The organism is Schumannella sp. 10F1B-5-1, assembly GCF_006517535.1.
GTDB lineage: Bacteria > Actinomycetota > Actinomycetes > Actinomycetales > Microbacteriaceae > Schumannella.
Genome location: NZ_VHQH01000036.1, coordinates 455,610 through 480,298 on the forward strand (window position 1 = coordinate 455,610; position 24,689 = coordinate 480,298).

The following is a 24,689-nucleotide window of genomic DNA, read 5'->3' on the forward strand; positions in this document are numbered from 1 at the left end:
TCGGGCATTCCGCCCGTATCAGTGCGTTCCGTCCGCGGCGATCCGCCCGCGATGCGTCGCCGATCCGCCGCCCCTCTCACTCGATCCGAGGAAAACCGTCATGGCTGATGCCCGCCGCACCGATCTGCGCAACGTCGCGATCGTCGCCCACGTCGACCACGGCAAGACGACGCTCGTCGACGCCATGCTCCGCCAGACCGGCTCCTTCGGCGAGCACGCTCACGTCGAGGAGCGGGCGATGGACTCGAACGACCTCGAGCGCGAGAAGGGCATCACGATCCTCGCCAAGAACACGGCGGTGTCGTACTCGGGCAAGCACGCGACCGACGGTCCCGTGACGATCAACGTGATCGACACCCCCGGCCACGCCGACTTCGGCGGCGAGGTCGAGCGCGGCCTGAGCATGGTCGACGGCGTCGTGCTGCTCGTCGACGCGAGCGAGGGCCCGCTGCCCCAGACCCGCTTCGTGCTGCGCAAGGCGCTCGAGGCGAAGCTGCCCGTCATCCTGCTGGTCAACAAGACCGACCGCCCGGATGCGCGCATCGACGCCGTCGTCGAAGAGAGCCACGACCTGCTCCTCGGCCTCGCGAGCGACCTCGCCGACGACGTGCCCGACCTCGACGTCGACGCGCTGCTCGACGTGCCGGTCGTCTACGCCTCGGGCCGCAACGGCGCCGCGAGCTGGAACAAGCCCGCCGACGGCGAGCTGCCCGACAACGCCGACCTCGAGCCGCTGTTCGACGCGATCCTCAAGCACGTCCCGGCGCCCGCCTACGACGACGAGGCTCCGCTGCAGGCGTGGGTCACCAACCTCGACGCCTCGCCGTTCCTCGGCCGCATCGCGCTGCTGCGCGTCTTCGCGGGCACGATCCGCAAGGGACAGACGGTCGCCTGGGTGCGCCACGACGGCTCGCACTCGAACGTGCGCATCACCGAGCTGCTCGTCACGAAGGCGCTCGAGCGCCTGCCCGCCGAGAGCGCCTCGGCCGGCGACATCGTGGCCGTCGCCGGAATCGAGAACATCACGATCGGCGAGACGATCGCCGACCCGGAGGACATCCGCCCGCTGCCGGCGATCACGGTCGACGAGCCGGCGATCTCGATGACGATCGGCACCAACACCTCGCCGGTCGTCGGCAAGGTGAGGGGCCACAAGCTCACCGCCCGCATGGTGAAGGATCGCCTCGACCGCGAGCTGATCGGAAACGTGTCGCTGCGCGTGCTCGACATCGGCAAGCCCGACGCCTGGGAGGTGCAGGGTCGCGGCGAGCTCGCCCTGGCGATCCTGGTCGAGAACATGCGCCGCGAGGGCTTCGAGCTCACCGTCGGCAAGCCCCAGGTCGTCACCCGTCAGATCGACGGCAAGGTGCACGAGCCCTTCGAGCACCTGACGATCGACACGCCCGAGGAGCACCTCGGCGCGATCACCCAGCTGCTCGCCGCCCGCAAGGGCCGCATGGAGGGCATGTCGAACCACGGCACCGGCTGGGTGCGCATGGAGTTCGTGGTGCCGTCGCGCGGTCTGATCGGCTTCCGCACCGAGTTCCTCACGATCACCCGCGGCACCGGCATCGCCAACGCGATCGCCCACGGATACGAGCCGTGGGCCGGTCAGATCACGACCCGCGTGAACGGCTCGATCGTCGCCGACCGCGCGGGCTCGGCCACGCCGTTCGCCATGATCGCCCTGCAGGAGCGCATGTCGTTCTTCGTCGAGCCGACGCAGGAGGTGTACGCCGGCATGGTCGTCGGCGAGAACTCGCGCGCCGAGGACATGGACGTCAACGTCACCAAGGAGAAGCAGCTCACGAACATGCGCTCGGCCACGGCCGACAACTTCGAGAAGCTGACCCCGTCGCGCATCCTGACCCTCGAGGAGTGCCTGGAGTTCGCCCGCGAGGACGAGTGCGTCGAGGTCACCCCCGAGGTCGTGCGCATCCGCAAGGTGATCCTCGACCCGAGCGAGCGCGCCCGCGCGACCTCGCGCGCGAAGCGCCAGGACGCGTCGGTCGCCGCCGGCTGAGCCGCTCGCCCGTCGATCTCGGCCTGGCCGGGGGATGCGGCGGCTCCGTCAGGGGTCGCCCTCATCCGCCGGCCAGGTCTCGTTCATTAGACTCGCCCTGTCAGTTCCCCCGACCGGAGGTCCCTCATGCTCCGATCCGGCCGTCGTCGCGCCGCCGCGGCGATCGCGGTGGCTCTCGCGCTCGGCGTGCCGACGCTGCTGAGCGGCTGCTCGATCGTGCAGAACGCGGTCGAGGGCGCCTCGGGCGACAAGGTCGACATCGGCGGGCCGAGCGTGCCGAAGTCGTATCCGACCGACGAGGTCCCGCTCGTCGACGGCGAGGTCGTCTACGGCGCCGGACTGGTCGACGGCAAGGACAAGTCGTGGGCCGTCACGGTGAAGGTGGCCGACGCGGCGGCCTTCGACACGATCTCGAACCAGCTCACGACGGCCGCCGGCTTCACGGCCGCCAGCACGCCGGGCGCCGACGCCGACGGTCGCACCGGCACCTTCGCGAAGGCGCCGTACACGGTCATCCTGCTGGTCACCGAAGACAAGCAGCTCGGCTGGATCGCCGACTACACGGTCAGCTACGCCGAGCCGACCGCGAGCGCCTCGCCCTCCGCCAGCCCCGCGGGCTGAGTAGGCCGATCCGGCTCAGCCGAAGAGCTCGCGCCCGATCCACGCCCCCTCGGCCACGCCGGCCGGGATCGCGAACACCGCTGATCCCACGTGCTTGAGGTATTCGTTGAGGGCATCGCTCGCCAGGCTGCGCTGCACGGTGACGAAGTGCGCGGGATCCGACTGGTACGACAGGAAGAACAGGCCGGCATCCAGACGCCCGAGGCTGTCGTTGCCGTCGACGTAGTTGTAGCCGCGGCGCAGCAGCCGGATGCCGTCGTTGACGTCGGGATGCGCGAGGCGCACGTGCGCGTCGCGGTCGATCAGCGGCGCGTCGGTGGCGCCCTTCCGGGTGAAGTCGGGCTCGGTGAACTCGGTGCCGCCGCTGAGCGGGGCGCCCTCGCCCTTGCTGCGGCCGATCACCCGCTCCTGCTCCTCGAGGCGCGTGCGATCCCACGACTCGATGACCATGCGGATCTTGCGGGCGACGAGGTAGCTGCCGCCGACCATCCACTCGGGGCCCTGCTTCGCGCCGACCCAGACGTTCTCGGCGAGGGCGCTCTGCTCCTCGGCCTTCACATTGGCGGTGCCGTCTTTGAAGCCGAACAGGTTGCGCGGGGTGGCCTGCGACGTCGACGTCGACGAGGTGCGGCCGAAGCCGAGCTGCGACCAGCGCAGGGATGCTGTGCCGAAGGCGATGCGGCTGAGGTTGCGGATCGCGTGCACGGCGACCTGCGGATCGTCGGCGCAGGCCTGGATGCAGAGGTCGCCGCCGGTGAGCTGGGGCACGAGCGCGTCGCCGCGGAAGCGGGGGAGGGCTTCCAGCTCGGGCGGGCGCCGGTCGGCGAGGCCGAAGCGGTCGTCGCCCTCGGCGGAGGTGAAGAGGGTGGGGCCGAAGCCGAAGGTCAGCGTGAGGCCGCTGGCCGGCAGGCCGAGGGCCTCGCCGGTGTCGTCGGGCGGCGCGAGCGGCGAGCCGTCGACGGCGCCGCCGCCCACCTCGTCGCCGGCCGTCATGCGCCGCGCGGCGGCGGTCCAGTCCTTCAGCAGCTGGATGAGGTCGTCGCGGCTCGCGCCCGCGTCGACGTCGAAGACGGCGAAGTGCAGGCGGTCCTGCGCGGGAGTGCTGATACCCGCCTGATGCTCGCCGTGGAAGGGGTAGACGGTGCTCGTGCCGTTCGCGGCGGCGGCGCCGGCGATGCCGGCCGCGACGGCCGCCCCGCCGGCGCCGCCGAGCGCGAGCCCGGCCGCGCCCGCTCCGGCGAGGCCGAGCAGGCCTCGCCGGGACAGACCGCGGCCGGACTCGTCGTCGGTCACGAGCCGGAGACGCCCAGCACGGTGTGGGTCAGCTGCGAGAGCGGCTTTCCGAGGGCGTTCACGGCGTCCGAGAGCTCCTTGCGCTGCGAGTCGGTGACCTCATCGTAGGGCGTGAAGCCCGCCTCGATGCTCCCGTACTCCGCCAGCTCCGCCTCGAGGTCGTCGAAGCGGGCGTCGATCGTCTTCACGAGCTTCGCGCCGTCGGCGTCCTTGTTCTTCGCGATGTCGCGCACGATGCCGTAGGCCACGTGGGCGCCCTCGACGTTGGCGGCGAAGTCGGTGAGGTCGGTGTGCGACCACCAGTCCTCCTCGCCCTCGATCTTGCCGGTGGCGACCTCGTCGAGCAGGCCGATGGCGCCGTTCGAGATGTCGGCGATGCCGACCGTGAAGTCCTTCGCGTTCACGAGGTCCGAGAGCTGCTGCACGTCGGCGACGAGGCCGTCGGCGAACTCGCCGCGCTGCTGGGGCGTCGAGGCGGTCCAGCCCTCGAGCGCGTCGGTGCCGTCGGAGTTCACGTCACCGGCTGCCGGCGGCCACAGGTCCTTCTCGATGCGGTGGAAGCCGGTCCAGTCCAGACCCTCGGCCAGCGCATCCACCTCGCGGTAGTCGATCTTCGGGTCGAGGTCGCCGAAGGCCTCGGCGGTCGGCTCGATGCGCTCGTAGGCGACGCGGGTCGAGGCGAACAGCGCGCGAGCGGTGTCGTCGTCGCCGCTGCGGTAGGCGTCGGTGAAGGTCTTCACGGCGGGCACGAGCGCGCCGACCTGCGACTTGATGTAGGCCACGTAGTTGGTGACCGCGGCGGCGATCTGCTTCTTCTCCGAGGCCGAGCTCTCGATCTCCTCGCCCGTCACCTCGAAGGCGGCCAGGCCGATCGGCTGGCCCACCTGCTGGAACTTGCAGGCCGTGTAGTAGGTGCCGGGGTTGAGCTGGGCGACGTACGACACCGACTGGCCGGGCGTGACGTTCTCCTTCTCGCCCACGATGCGCAGCTTGTCATCCGCGAGGATCTCGAACTCGTTGACGTCGGTGCCCGAGTTCTCGATCGTGAAGGTCACGGTGCCGGCCTTGGCGGTCGCGGCCGAGACCTCGCAGCTGTCGTCGGCGATCTTCACGTCGAGCGTGGTCGACGAGCCGGTCGCGCGCGGGTTCGGCACGCAGCCGGCCAGCGCGAGGGCGACGACGCCGATCGCGGCCACGGCGGCGATCGGACGGAGTCGTGAGGACATGATTCTCCTGTCGGTGAGGGGAGGGTGCAGTGCGGAGCTGTGGACGACGTCGCGGATGCGCGTCGGGGAGCGGGCGACGCCGGGTCGGCGCGCCTGGAGCCGGTCAGGCGGAGCCGGCGACCGTCGGGTTCGCGGCCGTGCCGGTGGAGCCCGGCGCGGCGACGTCGGAGCGGGGGCGGGCGGGGCGCTGACGCAGCAGGAACAGCGGCAGCACGATCGCGACGTAGGCGACCCAGACGATGACCTGCAGCCAGGTGGGCTCGGCGGTCAGGTTGAACAGGCCGGCGAGCAGGATGCCCCACCAGCTGGTCGGCGGCACGATCGCCGCCAGGCTGAAGGCGTGCTGGCCGATGCCGGGCAGCACGCCGGCCTCCTGCAGATCGCCCACGCCATAGGCGAAGACGCCCGCGGCGACGACGACGAGCACGATGCCGGTCCAGCGGAAGAAGCGGCCGAGGTCGATGCGCAGGAAGCCGAGCGAGATCGCGGCCGACAGGGCGACGGCGGTGAGGATGCCGAGGATCGCGCCCAGGAATCCGATCGTCGGCGTCCCGGTCGCGCTGACGCTGGCCCAGACGAAGATCGCGGTCTCGATGCCCTCGCGGCCGACGCTGACGACGCCGAGCACGACCAGTCCGACGGCGCTGCCGCCGAGGATCGCGGCGTCGGCGCGCTCACGCAGCTCGCGGCTGAGCGTCGGAGCGTGCTTGGCCATCCAGAGCACCATCCACGTGACGAAGCCGACGGCGACGATCGAGAGGCCGCCGCCGATGATCTCCTGCGCCTGGAAGCTCAGGGTCGAGGGGCCCCAGGTGAGGATCGCGCCCACGCCGAGCGACAGCGCGATCGCCGCGGTGATGCCGATCCAGAGCTTCGGCAGCAGGTCGCGGCGGCCCGACTTGCGCAGGTAGGCGACGAGGATGCCGACGATGAGTCCGGCCTCGAGGCCTTCGCGGAGTCCGATCAGGTAGTTGGCGAGCACGGGCGGCTTTCGGGGGAGGGGATGGTCCCCGGGCGAGGGCCGGAGGTTAGCCTAGCCTAAGCTCACAGGTGCACCAGCCCGGTGACGATTAGCCTGGCGGGATGACCGATCCCGCGACCGCGACGCCCGCCGCCGGCGTGGTCGACGACGCGGGTCTCGGCATCATCGGATCGATCGTCGGCGCCGTGCTCGCGGTCGCGATCGGCGCCTTCGTCGGCGGCGTCCTGACGGTGCTGCACCGGCAGTGGCGCATCGGCGGCGAGGGACTGCCGCTCGGCCTCGTCGTGGCGATCGTGCTCGCCGCCTGCCTGCTAGCCGGCTTCCGCTTCGCCTTCGACAGCCGCATCGTCGCCGGCGGCGCCGCGGTCGGGCTGCTCGGCGCGACCGCGCTGCTCGCCCTGCGCGGGCCCGGCGGATCCGTGCTCGTGGCCGACGACGCGATCGGCTGGACCTGGGCCGTCGCGCCCACCGTGATCGCCCTCGTCGTGCTCGCCTGGCCGCGCATCGTGCGCCGTCGGAACCCCGCCCCCTCAACGAATAGAATCGCCCAGTGACCTACGTCATCGCCCTTCCCTGCGTCGATGTGAAAGACCGCGCCTGCATCGACGAGTGCCCCGTCGACTGCATCTACGAGGGCGATCGGATGCTTTACATCCAGGCCGACGAATGCGTCGACTGCGGCGCCTGCGAGCCCGTCTGCCCCGTCGAGGCGATCTACTACGAAGACGACCTCCCCGACGAGTGGAAGGACTACTACAACGCGAACGTGGAGTTCTTCCAGGAGATCGGCTCGCCCGGCGGCGCCGCCAAGGTCGGCCCCATCCCGGGCGACCACGCGCTGATCGCCGCCCTGCCGCCGCAGGCCTGATCGCGGGAGTCGACCCATCGTGGCTCTGCAGCTCCCCGACTTCCCCTGGGACTCGCTCGTCCCCTTCGCCGAGCGCGCCCGACAGCACGACGACGGCATCGTCGACCTCTCGGTCGGCTCGCCCGTCGACCCGACGCCCGAGGTCGTGCGCCGCGCCCTCGCCGAGGCGACCGACGCGCACGCCTATCCGGCCACAGCGGGATCGCCGCCGCTGCGTGAGGCCCTCGTCGACTGGTTCGCCCGGCGCCGCGGTGTGCCCGACCTGACGCCGGCGAACGTCATCCCGACCATCGGCTCGAAGGAGCTCGTGGCGCTGCTGCCCACCCTGCTCGGGCTGGGGGAGGGCGACGTGGTCGTGCATCCTCGCGTCGCCTACCCGACCTACGCGATCGGCGCCGCCATCGCCGGTGCCACGGCTGTCGCCGTCGACGACCCCGACGACTGGCCCGAGGGCACGAAGCTGGTGTGGCTGAACAGCCCCGGCAACCCCGACGGGCACGTCGACCCGATCGAGTTCCTCGCCCGCGCGGTCGACCGCGCCCGCGAGATCGGCGCGGTCATCGCGAACGACGAGTGCTACGCCGAGCTGAACTGGGCGGGCGACGAGCCCGCGCCGAGCATCCTCGACCCGCGCGTGACCCGTGGATCGCGGCGCCTCACGCTCGCCGTCTACTCGCTCAGCAAGCAATCGAACCTCGCCGGCTACCGCGCCGCCTTCGTCGGCGGCTGCAGCGAGCTGGTCGGGCAGCTGCTCGAGGTGCGCAAGCACGCCGGGCTCATCCCGCCGGCGCCCGTGCAGCACGCCATGATCGCCGCGCTCGGCGACGACGAGCACGTGGATGCGCAGCGCGAGCTCTACCGCGCCCGTCGCGACGTGCTGCGCCCGGCGCTCGAGGCCGCGGGCTTCCGCATCGACCGCAGCGAGGCGGGGCTCTACCTCTGGGCCTCGCGCGACGAGGACTGCTGGGCGACGATCTCGGCACTCGCCGACATCGGCATCCTGGCCGCGCCCGGCGCCTTCTACGGCGCCGACGGCGAGCGTCACGTGCGTCTGGCGCTGACCGCGACCGACGAGCGCATCGCGGCCGCCGCCGAGCGCTTGTCGGGTATCGCCAACCGCTGACGCGAGGTGTTGGCGCGATCATCAGTGGTCCCGCCGACCGCCTAGGCTGTATTCGTGAGCGATTCTGGAACCGACGACGCCTCCGAGAAGGTCACGCTGTCCTACCCGGGCGGCACCGCTGAGTTCCCCATCCTGAACGCCGTGGATGGGAAGAGCAGCATCGACATCTCGACGCTGACCAAGCAGACCGGGCTGACGACCCTCGACCAGGGATTCGTCAACACGGCATCCACCAAGAGCGAGATCACCTACATCGACGGCGACGCGGGCATCCTGCGCTACCGCGGGTACTCGATCGAGGACATCGCGGCCAACGCGACCTACCTCGAGGTGGCGTGGCTGCTGATCTACGGCGAGCTGCCGACGGCCGATCAGCTGGGCGAGTTCGATGAGAAGGTGCGCCGCCACACGCTGCTGCACGAGGACCTGAAGCGCTTTTTCTCGGCTCTGCCGCACACGGCGCACCCGATGTCGGTGCTCTCGAGCGCGGTCGCGGCCCTCTCGACCTACTACGAGGACTCGCTCGACCCGCACGACCCCGAGCAGGTCGAGATGAACACGGTGCGCCTGCTGGCGAAGCTGCCGGTCATCGCGGCCTACGCCCACAAGAAGGCGCTCGGCCAGGCGTTCCTCTACCCCGACAACTCGCTCAGCTTCGTCGAGAACTTCCTCAAGCTGAACTTCGGCACCCTCGCCGAGCCCTACGAGATCAACCCCGTGCTGGTGCGAGCGCTCGATCGCCTGCTGATCCTGCACGAAGACCACGAGCAGAACGCGTCGACCTCGACCGTGCGGCTCGTCGGGTCGACCGAGGCGAACATGTTCGCCTCCATCTCGGCCGGCATCCAGGCGCTCTCGGGCCCGCTGCACGGCGGCGCGAACGAGGCCGTGCTCACGATGCTCGCCAAGATCCGCGACTCGGGCGAGAGCGTGGAGAAGTTCGTCGAGCGGGTGAAGGCCAAGGAGGACGGCATCCGCCTCATGGGCTTCGGGCATCGCGTCTACAAGAACTTCGACCCGCGCGCCCGCCTGGTCAAAGAGAGCGCCGACGCCGTGCTCGCCGACCTCGGCGTGAACGACCCGCTGCTCGACATCGCGAAGCAGCTCGAAGAGGTCGCGCTGGCCGACGACTACTTCGTCGAGCGCAAGCTCTATCCGAACGTCGACTTCTACACCGGCGTCATCTACAAGGCGATGGGCTTCCCGACGCGGATGTTCACCGTGCTGTTCGCGATCGGCCGCCTGCCCGGCTGGATCGCCCACTGGCGCGAGTCGAACACCGACCCGAAGACCAAGATCGGCCGCCCGCAGCAGCTCTACATCGGCCCGGACACCCGCGCCTGGCCGTCGGGGCGCTGAGCGCCGACGCCGACACGAAGAACCCCCTCGCACCGATCTCGGCGCGATGGGGTTCTTCGCCTTCAGGGACTCTGCGGGAGGGGCTTCGGGCGACACGCCGCCGTGAGCCGGGCTCGGACCGGCGTGTCGCGGAAAACCCCTCCCGCAGAGATCAGCCGTGGAGGGCGGCGTTGAGCTGGATGCCGGCGCCGCTGCGCGCGAGCACCTCGACGGCGCCGGTCAGCGAGTTGCGCCGGAACAGCAGGTTCGGCACACCCGAGAGCTCGACGGCCTTGACCGTGCGGGGCGCGGCCTCGCCGGCGGCGTGGGCCCCCGCATCCGGGTCGATCAGCATGACCTTGGTGCCGGCGGTGACGTAGAGCCCGGCCTCGACGACCGTGTCGTCGCCGATCGAGATGCCGACGCCGGCGTTGGCGCCGAGCAGCGCCCGCTCGCCGATGCGCACGCGCTGCGTGCCGCCGCCCGAGAGCGTTCCCATGATCGAGGCGCCGCCGCCCACGTCGGAGCCGTCGCCGACCACGACGCCCTGCGAGATGCGGCCCTCGACCATCGAGGCGCCCAGGGTGCCGGCGTTGAAGTTGACGAAGCCCTCGTGCATGACGACGGTTCCGGGCGCGAGGTGCGCGCCGAGGCGCACGCGGGAGGCGTCGGCGATGCGCACGCGCTCGGGCGTGACGTAGTCGAGCAGCTTCGGGAACTTGTCGACGCCGAGCACCGTGTAGCCGGCCTTCTGCAGCGCGGGGCGCAGTCGGGTGAGCTCGTCGGGGTCGACGGGGCCGCCGCTCGTCCAGGCGACGTTGGGCAGCTGGGCGAAGACGCCGTCGAGGTTGATCTCGTTGGGGCGCACGAGCGTGTGGCTCAGCAGGTGCAGGCGCAGGTAGGCGTCGGGGGTGGATGCGGGGGCCGCATCGATGTCGATCTCGACCAGCTGCCAGTCGCGGCGGGTCGCGCGCGCCGCATCCTCGCCGATCCACTCGGCCAGCTCTGTCGGCGGCAGCACGCGGTCGACGTCGGCGGGCACGTCGCCCAGAGCGGGGGAGGGGAACCAGGCGTCGAGGGGCGAGCCCGCGGCGGTGTAGGTGACGAGGGCATGGCCCCAGGCGGAAGTCATGACCTCAACGCTACCGGGGCGGGATGCGGCCGAGCGCAGCCGTCCGCCGTCCGCCGTCACGGGCGAGCCTCCCTAGACTCGACGGGTGTCCGCCGCGCCCTCTCTCGATCCGACCGTCGACAGCGTCCAGCTGACCCGCGACCTCTGCGACATCCCCTCGGTGTCGGGCGACGAGACGCCCCTCGCCGATGCGATCGAGCAGGTGCTGCGGGCCGCTCCGCACCTCGAGGTCGTGCGCGACGGCGACGCGATCGTCGCCCGTACGAATCTCGGTCGCGCCCGTCGCGCCGTCATCGCCGGTCATATCGACACCGTGCCGATCAACGACAACCTGCCCACCCGGCTCGAGGACGGCGTGCTCTGGGGCCGCGGCACGGTCGACATGAAGGGCGGCTGCGCCGTGCAGCTGAAGCTCGCGGTCGAGCTCACCGAGCCCGCGGTCGACGTGACCTGGGTCTGGTACGACAACGAGGAGGTCGAGGCGACCCGCAACGGACTCGGCCGGCTCGCCCGCACGCGCCCGGAGCTGCTCGAGGCCGACTTCGCCGTGCTCGGCGAGCCCTCGAACGGCGAGGTCGAGGGCGGATGCAACGGCACCATCCGGGTCGAGCTGCGGTTCCCCGGGCGTCGCGCCCACTCCGCGCGCGCGTGGATGGGCGTCAACGCGATCCACGCCGCCGCACCCGCCCTCGCGACCCTCGCCGCCTACGTGCCCGGCGAGGTCGAGGTCGACGGCCTGGTCTACCGCGAGAGCCTCAGCGCCGTGAAGATCGACGGCGGCGTCGCCGGCAACGTCATCCCCGACGCGTGCGTCGTCACCGTCAACTACCGCTTCGCCCCCAGCCGCTCGGGTGCGGAGGCCGAGGCGCACCTGCGGGAGCTGTTCCCCGGCGTCGAGCTGGTCGTGACCGATCTCTCCGAGGGCGCCCGGCCCGGACTGGATGCGCCGCTCGCGCAGGACTTCCTGGCCGGCGTCGGCGGCGAGCCCCGGCCGAAGTACGGCTGGACCGACGTCGCCCGCTTCTCGGCCCTCGGCATCCCGGCGGTCAACTACGGCCCCGGCGACCCCTCGCTCGCGCACGCCGACGACGAGCGGGTGCCGGTCGAGCAGATCAAGCGCTGCGAGGCCGGTCTGCGGGCCTGGCTCGCGTCGAGCTGAGGCGTGCCGGGTGTCCCTCCGCGACGCCCTGATTTTCTCTCGCCCGTCGCATACGGGATAATGGGATCGCATCCACGGAAAGGGGACTACCCATGGCAGCCATGAAGCCGAGGACCGGAGACGGGCCGATGGAGGCTGTTAAGGAGGGTCGCCTGATCATCGTGCGCGTTCCTCTCGAGGGCGGCGGACGACTCGTCGTCTCCGTCAATGACGAGGAGGCCAAGGAGCTGCACGACGCCCTCGCGGCGGTCGTGTCGGCCTAGCTCCAGCTCACGGCCCGGCGGCGCGTCCGCCGGGCTTCGCTCGGTGCCCCGGATACCGAGCAGGCCGACGCAGACGGTCGACCGCCCGGCGCTCAGGCGCCGGTCGGAACCAGCTGCAGAAGCCCGTCACCCGCGGTGCTCAGCGCCGCGGTGACCGCGGGGGACTCCGCGACCGTCGAGAGAAGCGCACGGTAGTCGGCGACGGCTCCGTCACGCTGAGCGGGATCGGCGACGCGCCCACGCCACAGTGCGTGCGGCACGGCGACGATCCCGCCCGGGCGGACGAGTCGCAGGCCGTGCTCGACGTAGGCCAGCACATTGGCCGGGTCGGCGTCGACGAGCACGAGGTCGTAGGCGCGGTCGTTCATGCGCGGCAGCACGTCGAGCGCGCGGCCGCCGATCAGACGCACCTGCGTGGCCGGGTGGCCGGCGTCGGCGAAGACCGTGCGGGCCGCCTCGTGGTACTCGGCCTCGGTGTCGATCGAGGTGAGGGCCGCGTTCGGGGCCCCGCGCAGCATCCACAGACCGCTGACGCCGAATCCGGTGCCGATCTCGACGATCGACTGCGCGCCGACGGCGGCGGCGAGCACCGAGAGCTGCGCTCCGACGGCGGGGGAGACGGCCTCGACGCCGTGCTCGAGCGAGCTGCGGCGGGCCGCCTGGGCGGCTTCCGGCTCGTCGACGAACTCCTCCGCGAACTTCCAGGAGAGATCTCGATCGGCCATGGTGCGCCCCTTTCCGCCGCAACACTACGGGGCATCCCGTGGCAGGCGACGTATCCTGTCGGGGTGTCCCTCGGGTTGACCTTCGACAAGCTGCTGATCATCCTCGTGATCGCGGTCTTCCTCATCGGTCCCGAGCGCCTGCCGCACTACGCCGCCCAGCTCGCCCGACTCGCGCGCGGCGTGCGCGACATGGCCAACGGCGCCCGGGATCGCATGCGCGAGGAGATGGGCCCCGAGTTCGACGACATCGAGTGGTCGAAGCTCGACCCGCGGCAGTACGACCCCCGGCGCATCATCCGCGACGCGCTGACCGAGGATGCGCCCGGCGGCGCCGCGACGGCCGCGGCGGGTGCGGGAGCGGGAGCGGCGGCGGCAGCGGGCACGGCGTCCGCCCCGGCCGGCGAGCGGCCGCGCTACATCGAGTCGGCCTACGACCAGCGCCTGCGCAAGCAGGGCAAGGGGCGCCCGGCGCCCTTCGACAGCGAAGCGACCTGAGCGCGGCGTCCGCCTCGGCGAAGTCGCCGATCACCGAACCATCTCAAGGAGTTGCTGTAACCCCTGAGGCTGGTGTTGCTCGTCTGCCACAGGAGTGACAGCAACTCCTTGAGACGGTCAGATCAGGTGTCGGCCGTTCAGCGCAGAGCGGCGAGCGTCGAGTGGATGCGACCCCACACCTCGGTGTCGACGGGCAGCCCGGCGTGCGCGAGCGCGAGAACGCCCGAGCCGACCGCGCCGTCGGGAACGGACACGAACTCGGCGCCCTCGGGCAGTGCGGCGCGCAGCGCGTCGGCGACGATCGGCTGGTGCGCGAGCACGCTGCCGCCGAGCACGATCGGCCCCGGATGCTCGACATCGAGCACGGCCACGAGCGACCGCGCGAGCCCCGCGGCCGCGGACGTGACGATCTCGCGCGCGACCGGGTCGCCCGCGGTCGCGGCGTCGGACACGACGCGGGCGCAGCGCGCGAGCGCGACCGGCCGCTCGGCGTAGACCCGGTCGAGCAGGCTCGCGAGCAGGCGCGGTCTCCGGTGCCCGTCGCGGTCGTCGGGTTCGGGCGGCACGGGCACGTCGAGCTCGGCCAGGATGCCCGGAGTGATCGCCGTCGCGGGGCCGCGTCCGTCGAGCTGCGCGGCGGCGGCGCGGGCGCCCGCGAGGCCGAGCTGGAATCCGCTGCCGTCGTCGCCGAGAAGCCAGCCGAGCCCGTCGGCGACGGCGGCGATGCGCCGATCGCGCACCTGCGCCGCGATCGCGCCCGTGCCGGCGACGACGGCGTAGCCGACCTCGGCGAGCGTGCCCGACAGGTAGCCGGCGACCAGGTCCGCTTCGATCACGACGGTGCCGCCGACGCCCGCCTCGGCCAGCGGGCGGGACAGCCATGTGGCATCGGCCCCGCTCGCGCCGGCGAGCGCGACGGCGAGCGTGCGCGGCGCATCCCGGGGCACGCCGGCGGTGTCGAGCGCGCGCACCACGGCCTCGGTGATCGCGAGGGCGGCGTGGTCGGCGCCGACGGCGGTGCGATTGCCGCTGCCCGCGACGGCGTAGCCGAGGCACGCGCCGTGCGCGTCGAGCACGACGGCCCGCGTCGAGGAGCCGCCGCCGTCGACGCCGACGACGATCTCGGAATGTCTCGTTTTCATAACGGCGTCTGGACTCCGACCCTCGGGGTGCTGAAAATGTCTTTCAACCCGGAACCCGACACCATGTAAGGGATTTTTGATGGCACGTGCGGAGACGCTGGAGAACGGCTTCCGCGCGGCCGCCCGGATCCGGGCCAATCTGCCACAGATGTCCGCCGCCATGGCGAAGATCGGCGATCTCGTGCTCGCCGACCCGCAGGGCTCGCTCGAGCTCTCGATCACCGAGCTCGCCGAGCGCGCCGGCACCTCCGCCGCGACCGTCACCCGCTTCTGCCGGCTGCTCGGCTATCCGGGCTTCGCGCAGTTCCGCCTCGGGCTGGCCGCCGACGGCGCCGGCGAGGAGGCGCACGAGACCTGGAAGGTCGACATCGGCCGCCAGTTCGCCCCCGAGGACTCGCCGACGGACGTGCTGCGCACGCTGCTCTCGGTGCAGACCCGCGCGCTCGAGGCCACCGCATCCCTCATCGACCTCGAGCTCGTGCACTCGATCGCGCAGAGCATCTGGGCCTCGCGCCACCTCGACATCTACGGCGTCGGCGGCAGCTGGGCCGTCGCCAATGAGCTGCAGAGCCGGCTCTACCGCATCGGCATCGCCTGCCATGCGTGGGGCGAGCCGCACAGCGGCCTGGTCAGCGCCGAGTTCCAGGACGACGACTGCGTCGCGATCGGCATCTCGACCAGCGGCCGCACGGGCGAGACCGTCGACATGCTCGCCCTCGCCGCCGCGAGCGGCGCCCGCACGGTCGCCATCACGAGCGACCGCGACTCGCCCCTCGCGCGCGTCGCCGACGCCTGCATCACGACCGCGAGCCCCGAGGCCTACCTGCAGCCCACCGATCTGTCGGCGCGGCCCTCGCAGCTGCTCGTTCTCGACCTGATCTACCTGCTCGTCGCCCAGCAGGACTTCACCGCGACCGCGACCCGGCTCACCCGCTCGCGTCTGGCCGTCTCGGGGCACCGACGTGCCGCGTCCGGCCCGCGCGGGGCCCGCACGGCTCGGATCGGCGGCGGCGCGACGGCCGCGACCACGGCCTCGGCGACGGCGCCCACGACCACCACCGCGGCCCCCGCCGCGACCGTCACCTCCGGAAGGACCCCCGCATGACCGACAGCGCCCACGCCTACCTCGATCAGGTCGTCCCTCGGCTGCAGAAGCTGACCGAGCTGGCCTCCTCGGGCGGACTCGACGCGGCCGTCGACCTGCTGGTCGCGGCCGTCGAGAAGGGCGCGGTCGTACAGTCGTTCGGCACCGGGCACTCGCAGGCCTTCGTGATGGAGCTCTCCGGACGCGCCGGCGGCCTCATCCCGACCAGCGGCATCTACCTGCGCGACGTGCTCACGGTCGGCGACCGCGACCGCTCGCAGCTCACCGGCGGCGAGCTCGAGCGCGACCCGAGCGTCGTCGACGACCTGTTCTCGGTCTCGACCATCGGGCCCGACGACGTCTTCGTGATCGCCTCGAACTCCGGCGTCAACGGCTCGATCGTCGGCGTCGCCCTCGAGGCGAAGCGCCGCGGTCACCCCGTGATCGCCGTCACGAGCCTCGAGCACACCAACGCCGTCGAGCCCAAGCACCCCAGCGGCCAGCGCCTCAGCGAGATCGCGGACGTCGTGATCGACAACCTCGCCCCCTACGGCGACACGACCATGGAGATCGAGGGCGGCATCGGCGTCGGCGCCGTCTCGTCGATCACCGCGGCCCTCGTCGCCCAGCTGCTGACCATCGCCGTCGCCGAGCGCATCGCCGCCACCGGCACGACGCCCCCTGTGTACATCTCCGCCAACATCCCCGGAGGTGATGAGCACAACCGAGCGCTGGAGGACCGCTACCGCGGCCGCATCCGCCGTTCGGCCTGACCGTTCCACATCCCCCACCACACCTGGAAGGTAGGCACCACCGCATGTCACTGCAGACCGCGCCGCTCGATCGGCGCAACTTCCTCCGCGCGGCATTCGCCGGCGCGGTGGCCATCCCGCTCGGCGTCAGCCTCGCGTCGTGCTCCACCGGAGGCGGCGGAGCGACCGGCAAGGTCACCGCCAAGAACCCCTTCGGCCTGGCCGACAACACCACGGTGGATGCCGTGATCTTCAAGGGCGGCTACGGCACCGACTACGTCGACTTCGCCGGCAAGCTGCTCAGCAAGGAGCACGCGGGCTCGAGCGTCAAGGTCACCGCCTCGACGACCATCGCGAGCCAGCTGCAGCCCCGCTTCGTCGGCGGCAACCCGCCGGATCTCGTCGACAACTCCGGTGCCCAGTCGATCGGCTTCAACTCGATCCTCGATCAGCTCGAGGACCTGCAGGACGTGCTCGACGCCAACAACCTCGAGGGCACCAAGATCAGCGACACGCTGTATCCGGGCGTGCTGACCCCGGGCGAGTTCGACGGCGAGCTCAAGGCCCTCAACTACGTGCTGACGCTCTACGCGGTCTGGTACTCGGGCTCGCTGTTCGAGAAGAACGGCTGGACCCCGCCGACCACCTGGGATGAGGCCTACGAGCTCGGCGGCCAGGCCAAGGCCGCGGGCAAGTACCTCTTCGTCTGGGGCAAGGAGGCGGCGACCTACTACCAGACCCTCGCGATCGACTCGGCGATCAAGGAGGGCGGCGACGACGTACGCCTCGCCCTCGACAACCTCGAAGAGGGCTGCTGGTCGTCCGACCCGATGCAGAAGGTGCTGACGTCGCTGAAGAAGATCATCGACGCGGGCTACTTCAAGCCGGGCGGCTCGGGAACGCAGTTCACGGCGGCGCAGGCGCAGTGGTCGAACGACCAGTCGGCGCTGCTCTACCCCTCGGGGTCGTGGATCGAGAACGAGATGAAGAGCCAGACGGTCGACGGCTTCGACATGAAGGGCGTGCCGGAGTTCACCGTCTCGACCTCGTCGTCGCTGCCGCAGACCGCGCTGCGCTCCACCGCGGGCGAGCCGTTCATCGTGCCGTCGAAGGCGAAGAGCGTCGCCGGCGGCAAGGAGGTGCTGCGCATCATGCTGTCGAAGGAGGCCGCGACCAACTTCGCCAAGACGCGTCTCGCGCCCACCATCGTCAAGGACACGGTTCCGGATGACGCCTTCGGCTCGACCGCCCTGGCATCCCAGATCGAGATGCTCAACGGCGCCGGATCCGACACCTTCACCTTCACCTTCGTCGACAACTACGGCACCAACCAGGACCAGCTGGTGCTGTGGAACGCGTTCCTCGACGGCAAGTCGAGCGTGAACGAGCTCACCGACGGTCTGCAGAAGATCTCGGACAAGGTGCGCGACGACGACTCGATCAAGAAGATCAAGGTCACGTGAGTCTCGCCGGCAGCAGCGATGTCGCCGGCGCACTCGCAGCCGCGCCCGGCGGGGGCCTGAAGAGTCCCCGCCGGCGCCGCGGTGGACGACGCTGGACCTTCGACCGCATCAGTCTCTTCGTCGTCTTCCTCGGGATCCCGCTGGCGATCTTCCTCGTCTTCGTGATCTCGCCCTTCGTGCAGGCGATCTTCTACGCGTTCACCAACTGGAACGGCTTCTCGTCCGACTTCCAGATCATCGGCTTCGGCAACTTCGTGAAGCTGTTCGGCGACGACATCGTCATGACGGCGTTCCTCAACAACGTCATCCTGGCGCTCGTCGTGCCGCTCGCGACGATCGTGATCGCCCTGGCGTTCGCGAGCGCGATCACGGTGGGCGGGCCGAGCCTGGGACCGATCCGCGGCATCCGCGGCTCGAGCTTCTACCGCGTCGTCTCGTTCTTCCCCTACGTCATCCCGGCGATCGTGATCGGCATCGTGTGGGCGGGCGTCTTCGATCCCTCGCACGGCATCCTCAACGCGCTGCTCAGCGTGCTCGGCCTGCCCTTCGAGTCCTTCGCCTGGCTGGGCGAGGAGTCGACCGCCCGCTGGTGCCTGATCTTCCTCATGGTGTGGAGCTTCGTCGGCTTCTACATGGTGCTGTTCGTTGCCGCGATCAAGAGCGTGCCCTCGGAGACCTACGAGGCGGCCCGACTGGATGGCGCGGGCCGGTTCCGCATGACCATGTCGATCACGCTCCCCGCGATCCGCGACAACGTGCAGACCGCCTACATCTACCTCGGCATCACGGCGCTCGACGGCTACGTCTACGCCACCGGGCTGACGCCCGGCGGCGGGCCGAGCAACACGACTCTCGTCGTGCCGCAGAAGATCCTGCAGAACCTGTTCACGAACGGGCAGGCGTCGTACGCGAGTGCGATGGGCGTCGCCCTATCGCTCGTGACGCTGCTGTTCGCGGTGGTCGTGTTCGCGATCGCCCGCATCGCCCGCGGAAAGGACGACCCCCGATGACCGCCGTCTCCGCATCCCGGGCGTCGACGACCTCGACGGCGCCGACCGCACCGCGCCGGGCCCGCGTGGCCCCGGCCGACCGCGTTCCCGCCGTGATCTGGCACATCCTGCTGATCATCTGGTCGGCGATCGTCGTGCTGCCGCTGCTGTGGACGCTCATGACGTCGTTCAAGACGACGAAGGAGATCTTCGCCTCGCCGTTCTCGCTGCCGGCGGAGTTCAGCTTCGACAACTACGTGAGCGCCTGGACCTCGGCGGGCATCGGGGCGGCGTTCCTGCAGACGATCCTCGTGGTCGGCTCGGCGCTCGTGCTCGTCATGCTGCTCGGGGCGATGTGCGCCTACATTCTGGCTCGGTTCGAGTTCCCGGGGAACAAGATCATCTACTACCTGATGATGGCAGGGCTGACCTTCCCGATCTTCCTGGCGATCGTGCCGCTCTTCTTCACCCTGCAGGGCTTCGGGCTGCTCAACACGACGCCGGGCCTGATCCTGACCTATGTCGCGTTCGCGCTGCCGTTCACGGTGTTCTTCCTCTACTCCTTCTTCAAGACCCTGCCCGACGAGATCGCCGAGGCGGCCGCGGTCGACGGAGCGAGCGAATGGCGCATCTTCTTCTCGGTCATGCTGCCGATGGCGCGCCCCGGGCTGGCCTCGGTCGCGATCTTCAACTTCCTCGGGCTGTGGAACCAGTTCCTGCTGCCGCAGGCGCTGAACCCCGCGAACGTGCCGGTGCTCTCGCAGGCCATGGCGAGCTTCAACTCGACGGCCGGCTACGAGGTGAACTTCGGCGCCCTGTTCGCGGGCGTGATCATCACGATCGCCCCGGTGCTCGTGGTGTACCTGATCTTCCAGCGTCAGCTGCAGGGGTCGGTGTCGCAGGGGACGATGAAGTAGGTCGAGCGAGGTGGATGCGCGGCGCATCCACCTCGGCGGCGCCACGCCGTCTCGGATCCGCTCAGGCGGCGCGGTGCTTGGCCGCGACGTCGGCCGCCTCGGCCTGCAGCGCGCTGAGCACGAGGCGCACCGACGGCCGTTCGGCCGTGTCGGAGCGCAGGATCGCCCAGATCACCCGCTCGGAGCGCACGCCCTCGAGCGGCCGCGTCACGAGCCCGTTCTCGCGGTCGCGGGTCGTGAAGCGCGGCAGGATGCCGATGCCGTGCCCGGCGGCGATCACGGCCTCGACGATGTCGTTGTCGATGAAGCGCTGGGCGACGCGCGCCTCCTGCCCGGTGATGGCCTGGATGCGGTCGAGGATGCGGTCGTAGGGGAAGCCCTCCGGCACGCCGATCCAGGTCTCGCCGACGACGTCGGCGGGGGAGAGGGACGTGCGCTCGGCGAGCGGATGCCCCTCGGGCAGCACGATGTCGAGCGGTTCGCGGAACAGCTCGACGATCGTGAGGCCGCGCTCGCGCCAGCTCGGCGCGACGCCGGGCGCGTCGGCGAGCACGATGTCGAAGTCGGGCGTGAGATCGGCGAAGTCGGGCAGCAGCGGGTCGAGGTCGCGGCAGGTGAGCGTCAGGCCCGGCACGCCGGCGATGCGATGCAGCAGCCCGGGGAGCAGCATCTCGCCGCCGGTCGGGAAGGTCACGAGCGTCACTTCACCGCGCGGCTGCTCGAGGAACTCGGCCCAGACGGCCTCGGCGCGCTGGATCGCGGCGGCGAGATCCTTCGCGGTGTCGGCGAGCACGCGGCCCGCTCCAGTCAGGGCGAGGCCGCGTCCCGAGCGTTCCGTGAGCGGCACGCCGACCTCGCGCTCGAGCGCCTTGAGCTGCTGCGAGACGGCCGAGGGGGTGCGGTGCGTGGCGCGCGCCACGGCGGTCACGGAGCCCCGGTCGGCGAGCTCGCGGAGCAGATCGAGGCGGCGCACATCCATGTAGTCAGGCTACAACTCGCATGCAGAAACGTTCGCTTGTTCTTCAGAAGCTTGCGCGGTCTACTTGTCCCATGCTTACCGCGACCGTCCTCTTCTCCGCCCTGGGCGCGCTCGCCATCGCCGGCACCATCGTCACGATCGCCCGCGACGGCTACCGCGCCCTCCCGACCCGCCGCTTCCTGGCGCGCTGAGTCGCTCCTCCGCCCGCGGACGTCGTTCGGGGGCCGGGATGTCATCCGGGCCGTGCAGGGAACCGGAACCATCCCGACCTTCGAACGACGTCCGCGTCGGACCCCCCTGAAAGGCCCTCCTCGTGAGGGCCTTTCTCATGTCCGGGCGCAAACGTCGCCGCTGACGGCGGGCGCCGTCGGCGGAGTCCGGTGTGCTCGGTGCTCAGCTCGTCGAGAACGGCAGCGAGCGTCCGGCGAGCCCGCGCCCGCGGCCCGCGAGGTGCTCGGCCAAGGCGAGCACCGCGGCGGCGGCCGGGTCGGCCGGGGCGGTCAGCACGACCGGAGCGCCCGCATCCCCGCCCTGCCGCAGCGCGACACTGAGGGGCAGGCGGGCGAGCACCGGCACCTCGAGCCGGCGCGCGACCTCGTCGCCGCCTCCCGAGCCGAACAGCTCGAGCACCGAGCCGTCAGGCTGGGGGAGCCCGGCCATGTTCTCGACGACGCCGACGACCGTCTGACCGGTCTGGCGGGCGACGAGCCCGCTGCGCTCGGCGACGTCGGCCGCCGCCTCCTGCGGCGTCGTCACGACGAGCACCTCGGCGTGCGGCAGCAGCTGGCCGAGCGAGATCGCGATGTCGCCGGTGCCGGGCGGCAGGTCGAGCAGCAGCACGTCGAGGTCGCCGAAGAAGACGTCGGTCAGGAACTGCTCCATCGTGCGGTGTAGCAGCGGGCCACGCCACGACACGGCGGCGGAGCCGTCGACGAACATGCCGATCGAGATGACCTTCACGCCGTGCGCCACGGGCGGAAGGATCATGTCGGCGACCTGGGTCGGCTTCTCGCCGGCGATGCCGAGGATCGCCGGGATGGAGTAGCCGAAGACGTCCGCATCCACGAGACCGACGCGCAGGCCACGGGCGGCGAGGGCGACGGCCAGGTTCGCGGTCACGGTCGACTTGCCGACCCCGCCCTTGCCGCTCGTCACGGCGTAGACCTTCGTCAGCGTGTCGGGCGTGAACTGGCGGCGCCGCGTGCCGCGCAGGCGCTCGACCAGGGCCTCGCGCTCGGGCACCGTCATCACGCCGACCTCGAGGTCCACCGCATCCACGCCCTCGACCGCGGACGCCGCGGCGCGCACGTCGCGCTCGATCGTGTCGGCCGCCGGGCAGCCGACGATCGTCAGGGCGAGCCGGATGCGCGCCACCCCGTCGTCGATCGTCGCGCCGCGCACCATGTCGAGCTCGGTGATCGGCCGGCGGATCTCGGGGTCGTCGACGCGGGCCAGCGCCGCGAGCAGGCGAGGGTCGTCGGGCGCCGCGTCGCCGGATGCGGTGGTGCCGGATGCCGTGTCGGGCACGCCGTTCAGCGCTCGGTCTCGACGCCGTCGCCGCGCTCGGCGAGCTCGCGAGCGCGCTCCTCCTCGCGGTCGCGGTCGAGCTCCTCGAGGATCGACCGCAGCTCGGCGCGGATGAAGTCCTTCGTCGCCACGTCCTTGATCGCGAGCCGCAGCGCCACGACCTCGCGGGCGAGGTACTCGGTGTCGGCGAGGTTGCGCTCGGCGCGCTGCCGATCCTGCTCGATCTGCACGCGGTCGCGGTCGTCCTGACGGTTCTGCGCGAGCAGCAGCAGGGGCGCCGCATACGATGCCTGCAGCGACAGGATCAGCGTCAGCGCCGTGAACCCGATCGCGGCCGAGTCGAAGCGGATGCCCTCGGGTGCGAGCGTGTTGTAGCCCATCCAGAGGATCACGAAGATCGTCAGGATCAGCAGGAACCACGGCGTGCCCATCGCGCGGGCGATGCCCTCGGTGAAGCGGCCGAAGCGGTCGCGGCTCTCGAAGCGGCGCGGTCGGAACGACGCACGCGACCCCTTGGGTTCGGTCAGCCGGCTGTCATCGCGCTCGTCGCGGGCCATCGCTCGGCCTCCTTCCGCGGGTGGGGATCGTTCCTGTCGTCAGCGGAACCGGTTCGGGTTCCGCGTCGCCGGCGGTACTTCGCCAGTCGTCCGGCAGCAGATAGTCGAGGACGTCGTCGATGGTCACCACCCCGACGAGACGGTGGCTCTCATCCACGACGGGAAGCGAGACCAGGTTGTAGCTGGCGAGGATGCGCGACACCTCGGCCGCGCTCGACTCGGGCGACACGGGCTCGAGGTTGGGGTCGAGCAGGGTGCCGAGCCGCTCGTGCGGCGGGTAGCGCAGCATGCGCTGGAAGTGCACGACGCCGAGGAAGCGCCCGGTCGGCGGCTCGTAGGGCGGCAGCGTCACGCAGACCATGGCGCCGAGCGCCGGCGCGAGCTCGTGGCGGCGGATCAGCGCGAGTCCCTCGGCGACGGTCGCGTCGGCCGAGACGATGATCGGCTCGGTCGTCATGAGCCCGCCCGCGGTCTCGGGCGCGTAGTTCAGCAGGAACCGCACGTCGTCGGCCTCTTCGGGCTGCATGAGCTGCAGCAGCGCCTCGCCCTTGGCCTCGGGCAGCTGCGCGATCAGGTCGGCGGCGTCGTCGGGCTGCATCTGGTCGAGCACGTCGGCGGCGCGGGCGTCGTCGAGGTGCGTGATGAGCTCTACCTGCTCGGTCTCGGGCATCTCCTCGAGCGCGTCGGCGAGACGCTCGTCGGGCAGCTCCTCGGCCACCTCGAGGCGACGCTCCTCGGGCAGGTCGAGCAGGGTCGAGGCGAGGTCGGCGGGGAGCAGGTCGCTGTAGGTCGCGATGAGCTGCTCGGCCGACTGCGGCTCGCCGGCCGTGGTCTTCTCGGTCACGCGCTCCCAGCGCGCGAAGGTCGTCTTGCCGCGGCCGAACGGCGACGCGCTCGTGCGCGGGCGCCGCAGGAAGAGATCCTCGACCTCCCACTCGCCGGGGCCGGTCTCGCTGATCGCGACATCCTCGATCGTGGCCTCGCCCGAGCCGTCGCGCAGCGTGACCTTGCGGCCGAGGAGCTCGGCGATCACACGCACCTCGCCGCCGCGCTGCTCGAAGCGGCGCAGGTTGATCAGACCGGTCGTGATGATCTGACCCGAGCCGATGCTCGTGACGCGTCCGATCGAGAGGAACACGCGGCGCTTGCCCGGGATCTCGACGATCAGTCCGACGACGGTGGGGGAGTCGCTGGCGCGATAGACGACGATGACGTCGCGCACGCGGCCGACCTTGTCGCCCGCGGGGTCGAAGACGGAGCACCCGGCCAGTCGGGCGACGAAGACTCTCGTGGCGCTCACGCCCCGAGCCTACTCGCCGCCGCGGGGCGATCCGGCTGTCCAGCCCGCGCTCGGCGGGCATCCAGGCAGGTGTCGCCGGTCGTGGGGATAATGTCCGGTATGAGCACCCCCGGCATGTTCGGCCGTCGAGGCCAGGTCGTCCCCACTCTCCCGCGGGGCGAGGTGCTCGGCACGTACGAGACCTACCCCGAGGCCGCCCACGCGGTCGACGCCCTCGCGAAGGCGGAGTTCCCGGTCGACAAGGTCTCGATCGTCGGCAACGACCTCAAGACGGTCGAGCGCGTCACCGGCCGCATGAGCTACGGCCGCGCAGCCCTCGGCGGCGCGCTGAGCGGTCTCTGGTTCGGTCTGCTGATCGGCTTCCTCTTCACCCTGCTGTCGCCCCAGTTGGCGCTGACCTCGCTGTTCGCCGCCGTGCTCATCGGCGCCGCGGGCGGCATGCTCTTCGGCATCGCGACCTACGCCATCAGTCGCCGCAGCAAGGACTTCACCTCGTCGTCGGCCGTGATGGCGTCGAACTACCAGGTGATCGTCGACCCCGAGCTCATCAACCGCGCGCGCAACGCGCTCGGCGTGGCCGAGCAGCCGGTCGGGGGCTACGTCCCGCCCGTGGTCGAGGATCCGGCGCCGCCCGTTCCGCCGGCGGATCAGCCGGCCGGGCCGGCCGCTCCGGTGCCTCCGGCCGACGGCACACCGGAGCCTCCGCGCGCCTGAGCCCCGCCCGCCTGAGC

25 protein-coding genes are annotated in these 24,689 nt (G+C 71.2%); 15 read left to right on the forward strand and 10 right to left on the reverse strand.

The annotated features are described in order from the left end of the window. Positions 1–100: 100 nt before the first annotated feature. Entirely contained in the window at positions 101–2,023 is a 1,923-nt protein-coding gene (gene typA / locus FJ658_RS07735; protein WP_141144774.1) for a translational GTPase TypA, read from the forward strand. A gap of 126 nt (positions 2,024–2,149) precedes the next feature. After that, a complete protein-coding gene (locus FJ658_RS07740; RefSeq protein ID WP_141144775.1) occupies positions 2,150–2,644 on the forward strand; it encodes a hypothetical protein in 495 nt (164 codons plus the stop codon). 15 nt (positions 2,645–2,659) lie between these two features. On the opposite strand, the gene efeB is transcribed toward FJ658_RS07740, so the two are convergent. The 3 genes from efeB to efeU form a co-directional block, all read right to left on the reverse strand. Beyond that, a complete protein-coding gene (gene efeB, locus FJ658_RS07745; protein ID WP_141144776.1) occupies positions 2,660–3,937 on the reverse strand; it encodes an iron uptake transporter deferrochelatase/peroxidase subunit in 1,278 nt (425 codons plus the stop codon). After that, positions 3,934–5,163, reverse strand: coding sequence for an iron uptake system protein EfeO (gene efeO / locus FJ658_RS07750; RefSeq protein WP_141144777.1), 1,230 nt, complete (start codon positions 5,161–5,163; stop codon positions 3,934–3,936). The genes efeB and efeO overlap by 4 nt, the downstream gene beginning before the upstream one ends. Before the next feature lie 103 nt (positions 5,164–5,266). Then, on the reverse strand, positions 5,267–6,145 hold the full coding sequence (gene efeU / locus FJ658_RS07755) for an iron uptake transporter permease EfeU (RefSeq protein WP_141144778.1): 879 nt from the start codon (positions 6,143–6,145) through the stop codon (positions 5,267–5,269). Positions 6,146–6,246: 101 nt separating this feature from the next. Here efeU and FJ658_RS07760 point away from each other — a divergent pair, with 101 nt between their 5' ends. Genes FJ658_RS07760 through FJ658_RS07775 form a run of 4 tightly spaced genes read left to right on the forward strand, consistent with a single transcriptional unit; the run spans position 6,247 to position 9,495 of the window. Beyond that, on the forward strand, positions 6,247–6,699 hold the full coding sequence (locus tag FJ658_RS07760) for a hypothetical protein (protein WP_141144779.1): 453 nt from the start codon (positions 6,247–6,249) through the stop codon (positions 6,697–6,699). Next, entirely contained in the window at positions 6,696–7,013 is a 318-nt protein-coding gene (fdxA, locus tag FJ658_RS07765) for a ferredoxin (RefSeq protein WP_141144780.1), read from the forward strand. The genes FJ658_RS07760 and fdxA overlap by 4 nt, the downstream gene beginning before the upstream one ends. Positions 7,014–7,032: 19 nt before the next feature. Beyond that, entirely contained in the window at positions 7,033–8,136 is a 1,104-nt protein-coding gene (gene dapC / locus FJ658_RS07770; RefSeq protein ID WP_141144781.1) for a succinyldiaminopimelate transaminase, read from the forward strand. A gap of 54 nt (positions 8,137–8,190) precedes the next feature. Then, a complete protein-coding gene (locus FJ658_RS07775) occupies positions 8,191–9,495 on the forward strand; it encodes a citrate synthase (RefSeq protein WP_141144782.1) in 1,305 nt (434 codons plus the stop codon). Between the two features lie 151 nt (positions 9,496–9,646). On the opposite strand, the gene dapD is transcribed toward FJ658_RS07775, so the two are convergent. Continuing rightward, positions 9,647–10,606: a 2,3,4,5-tetrahydropyridine-2,6-dicarboxylate N-succinyltransferase gene (dapD, locus tag FJ658_RS07780; RefSeq protein WP_141144783.1), complete on the reverse strand. Its 960-nt coding sequence runs from the start codon at positions 10,604–10,606 to the stop codon at positions 9,647–9,649. An 85-nt stretch (positions 10,607–10,691) separates the two neighbouring features. On the opposite strand from dapD, the gene dapE reads away from it, so the two are divergent. Together dapE and FJ658_RS07790 are read left to right on the forward strand one after the other, a co-directional pair. Beyond that, positions 10,692–11,765, forward strand: a complete 1,074-nt coding sequence (dapE, locus tag FJ658_RS07785) for a succinyl-diaminopimelate desuccinylase (protein ID WP_141144784.1) — start codon at positions 10,692–10,694, stop codon at positions 11,763–11,765. 92 nt (positions 11,766–11,857) lie between these two features. Beyond that, positions 11,858–12,028 (forward strand): DUF3117 domain-containing protein, encoded by a 171-nt coding sequence (locus FJ658_RS07790; protein ID WP_141144785.1) that lies wholly within the window; start codon positions 11,858–11,860, stop codon positions 12,026–12,028. 92 nt (positions 12,029–12,120) lie between these two features. On the opposite strand, the gene FJ658_RS07795 is transcribed toward FJ658_RS07790, so the two are convergent. After that, entirely contained in the window at positions 12,121–12,753 is a 633-nt protein-coding gene (locus FJ658_RS07795) for an O-methyltransferase (RefSeq protein ID WP_141144786.1), read from the reverse strand. A gap of 63 nt (positions 12,754–12,816) precedes the next feature. Between FJ658_RS07795 and FJ658_RS16825 the strand changes: the two genes are divergently transcribed. After that, positions 12,817–13,248 (forward strand): Sec-independent protein translocase TatB, encoded by a 432-nt coding sequence (locus tag FJ658_RS16825; protein WP_255447619.1) that lies wholly within the window; start codon positions 12,817–12,819, stop codon positions 13,246–13,248. A gap of 137 nt (positions 13,249–13,385) precedes the next feature. On the opposite strand, the gene FJ658_RS07805 is transcribed toward FJ658_RS16825, so the two are convergent. Then, positions 13,386–14,390 carry an N-acetylglucosamine kinase gene (locus FJ658_RS07805; RefSeq protein WP_181408374.1) on the reverse strand — a complete coding sequence of 335 codons (1,005 nt, stop codon included), beginning with the start codon at positions 14,388–14,390 and terminating at the stop codon, positions 13,386–13,388. A 79-nt stretch (positions 14,391–14,469) separates the two neighbouring features. On the opposite strand from FJ658_RS07805, the gene FJ658_RS07810 reads away from it, so the two are divergent. From FJ658_RS07810 to FJ658_RS07830, 5 genes are read left to right on the forward strand one after another with little or no spacing between them, the layout of a single operon-like run. Then, positions 14,470–15,495 carry a MurR/RpiR family transcriptional regulator gene (locus tag FJ658_RS07810; RefSeq protein WP_141144788.1) on the forward strand — a complete coding sequence of 342 codons (1,026 nt, stop codon included), beginning with the start codon at positions 14,470–14,472 and terminating at the stop codon, positions 15,493–15,495. Next, positions 15,492–16,247 carry a sugar isomerase domain-containing protein gene (locus FJ658_RS07815; protein ID WP_141144789.1) on the forward strand — a complete coding sequence of 252 codons (756 nt, stop codon included), beginning with the start codon at positions 15,492–15,494 and terminating at the stop codon, positions 16,245–16,247. Before FJ658_RS07810 ends, FJ658_RS07815 begins: the two co-directional genes overlap by 4 nt. 44 nt (positions 16,248–16,291) lie before the next feature. Beyond that, positions 16,292–17,689 (forward strand): N-acetylglucosamine/diacetylchitobiose ABC transporter substrate-binding protein, encoded by a 1,398-nt coding sequence (ngcE, locus tag FJ658_RS07820; RefSeq protein WP_141144790.1) that lies wholly within the window; start codon positions 16,292–16,294, stop codon positions 17,687–17,689. Continuing rightward, entirely contained in the window at positions 17,686–18,699 is a 1,014-nt protein-coding gene (locus FJ658_RS07825) for a carbohydrate ABC transporter permease (RefSeq protein WP_141144791.1), read from the forward strand. The genes ngcE and FJ658_RS07825 overlap by 4 nt, the downstream gene beginning before the upstream one ends. After that, on the forward strand, positions 18,696–19,595 hold the full coding sequence (locus FJ658_RS07830) for a carbohydrate ABC transporter permease (protein ID WP_141144792.1): 900 nt from the start codon (positions 18,696–18,698) through the stop codon (positions 19,593–19,595). Before FJ658_RS07825 ends, FJ658_RS07830 begins: the two co-directional genes overlap by 4 nt. Before the next feature lie 61 nt (positions 19,596–19,656). Here the strand turns inward: FJ658_RS07830 and FJ658_RS07835 are convergent, their stop codons facing one another. The 4 genes from FJ658_RS07835 to FJ658_RS07850 all read right to left on the reverse strand — a co-directional run bounded on the left by FJ658_RS07835 (position 19,657) and on the right by FJ658_RS07850 (position 23,958). After that, positions 19,657–20,574 (reverse strand): LysR family transcriptional regulator, encoded by a 918-nt coding sequence (locus FJ658_RS07835; protein ID WP_141144793.1) that lies wholly within the window; start codon positions 20,572–20,574, stop codon positions 19,657–19,659. Between the two features lie 393 nt (positions 20,575–20,967). Continuing rightward, positions 20,968–22,041 carry an Mrp/NBP35 family ATP-binding protein gene (locus tag FJ658_RS07840; RefSeq protein WP_255447635.1) on the reverse strand — a complete coding sequence of 358 codons (1,074 nt, stop codon included), beginning with the start codon at positions 22,039–22,041 and terminating at the stop codon, positions 20,968–20,970. A 65-nt stretch (positions 22,042–22,106) separates the two neighbouring features. Next, entirely contained in the window at positions 22,107–22,658 is a 552-nt protein-coding gene (locus tag FJ658_RS07845; RefSeq protein WP_141144794.1) for a DUF1003 domain-containing protein, read from the reverse strand. Continuing rightward, entirely contained in the window at positions 22,636–23,958 is a 1,323-nt protein-coding gene (locus FJ658_RS07850; protein ID WP_141144795.1) for a magnesium transporter MgtE N-terminal domain-containing protein, read from the reverse strand. The genes FJ658_RS07845 and FJ658_RS07850 overlap by 23 nt, the downstream gene beginning before the upstream one ends. A gap of 99 nt (positions 23,959–24,057) precedes the next feature. Here FJ658_RS07850 and FJ658_RS07855 point away from each other — a divergent pair, with 99 nt between their 5' ends. Then, positions 24,058–24,672 carry a general stress protein gene (locus FJ658_RS07855; RefSeq protein WP_141144796.1) on the forward strand — a complete coding sequence of 205 codons (615 nt, stop codon included), beginning with the start codon at positions 24,058–24,060 and terminating at the stop codon, positions 24,670–24,672. The last annotated feature ends 17 nt before the right edge of the window (positions 24,673–24,689 follow it).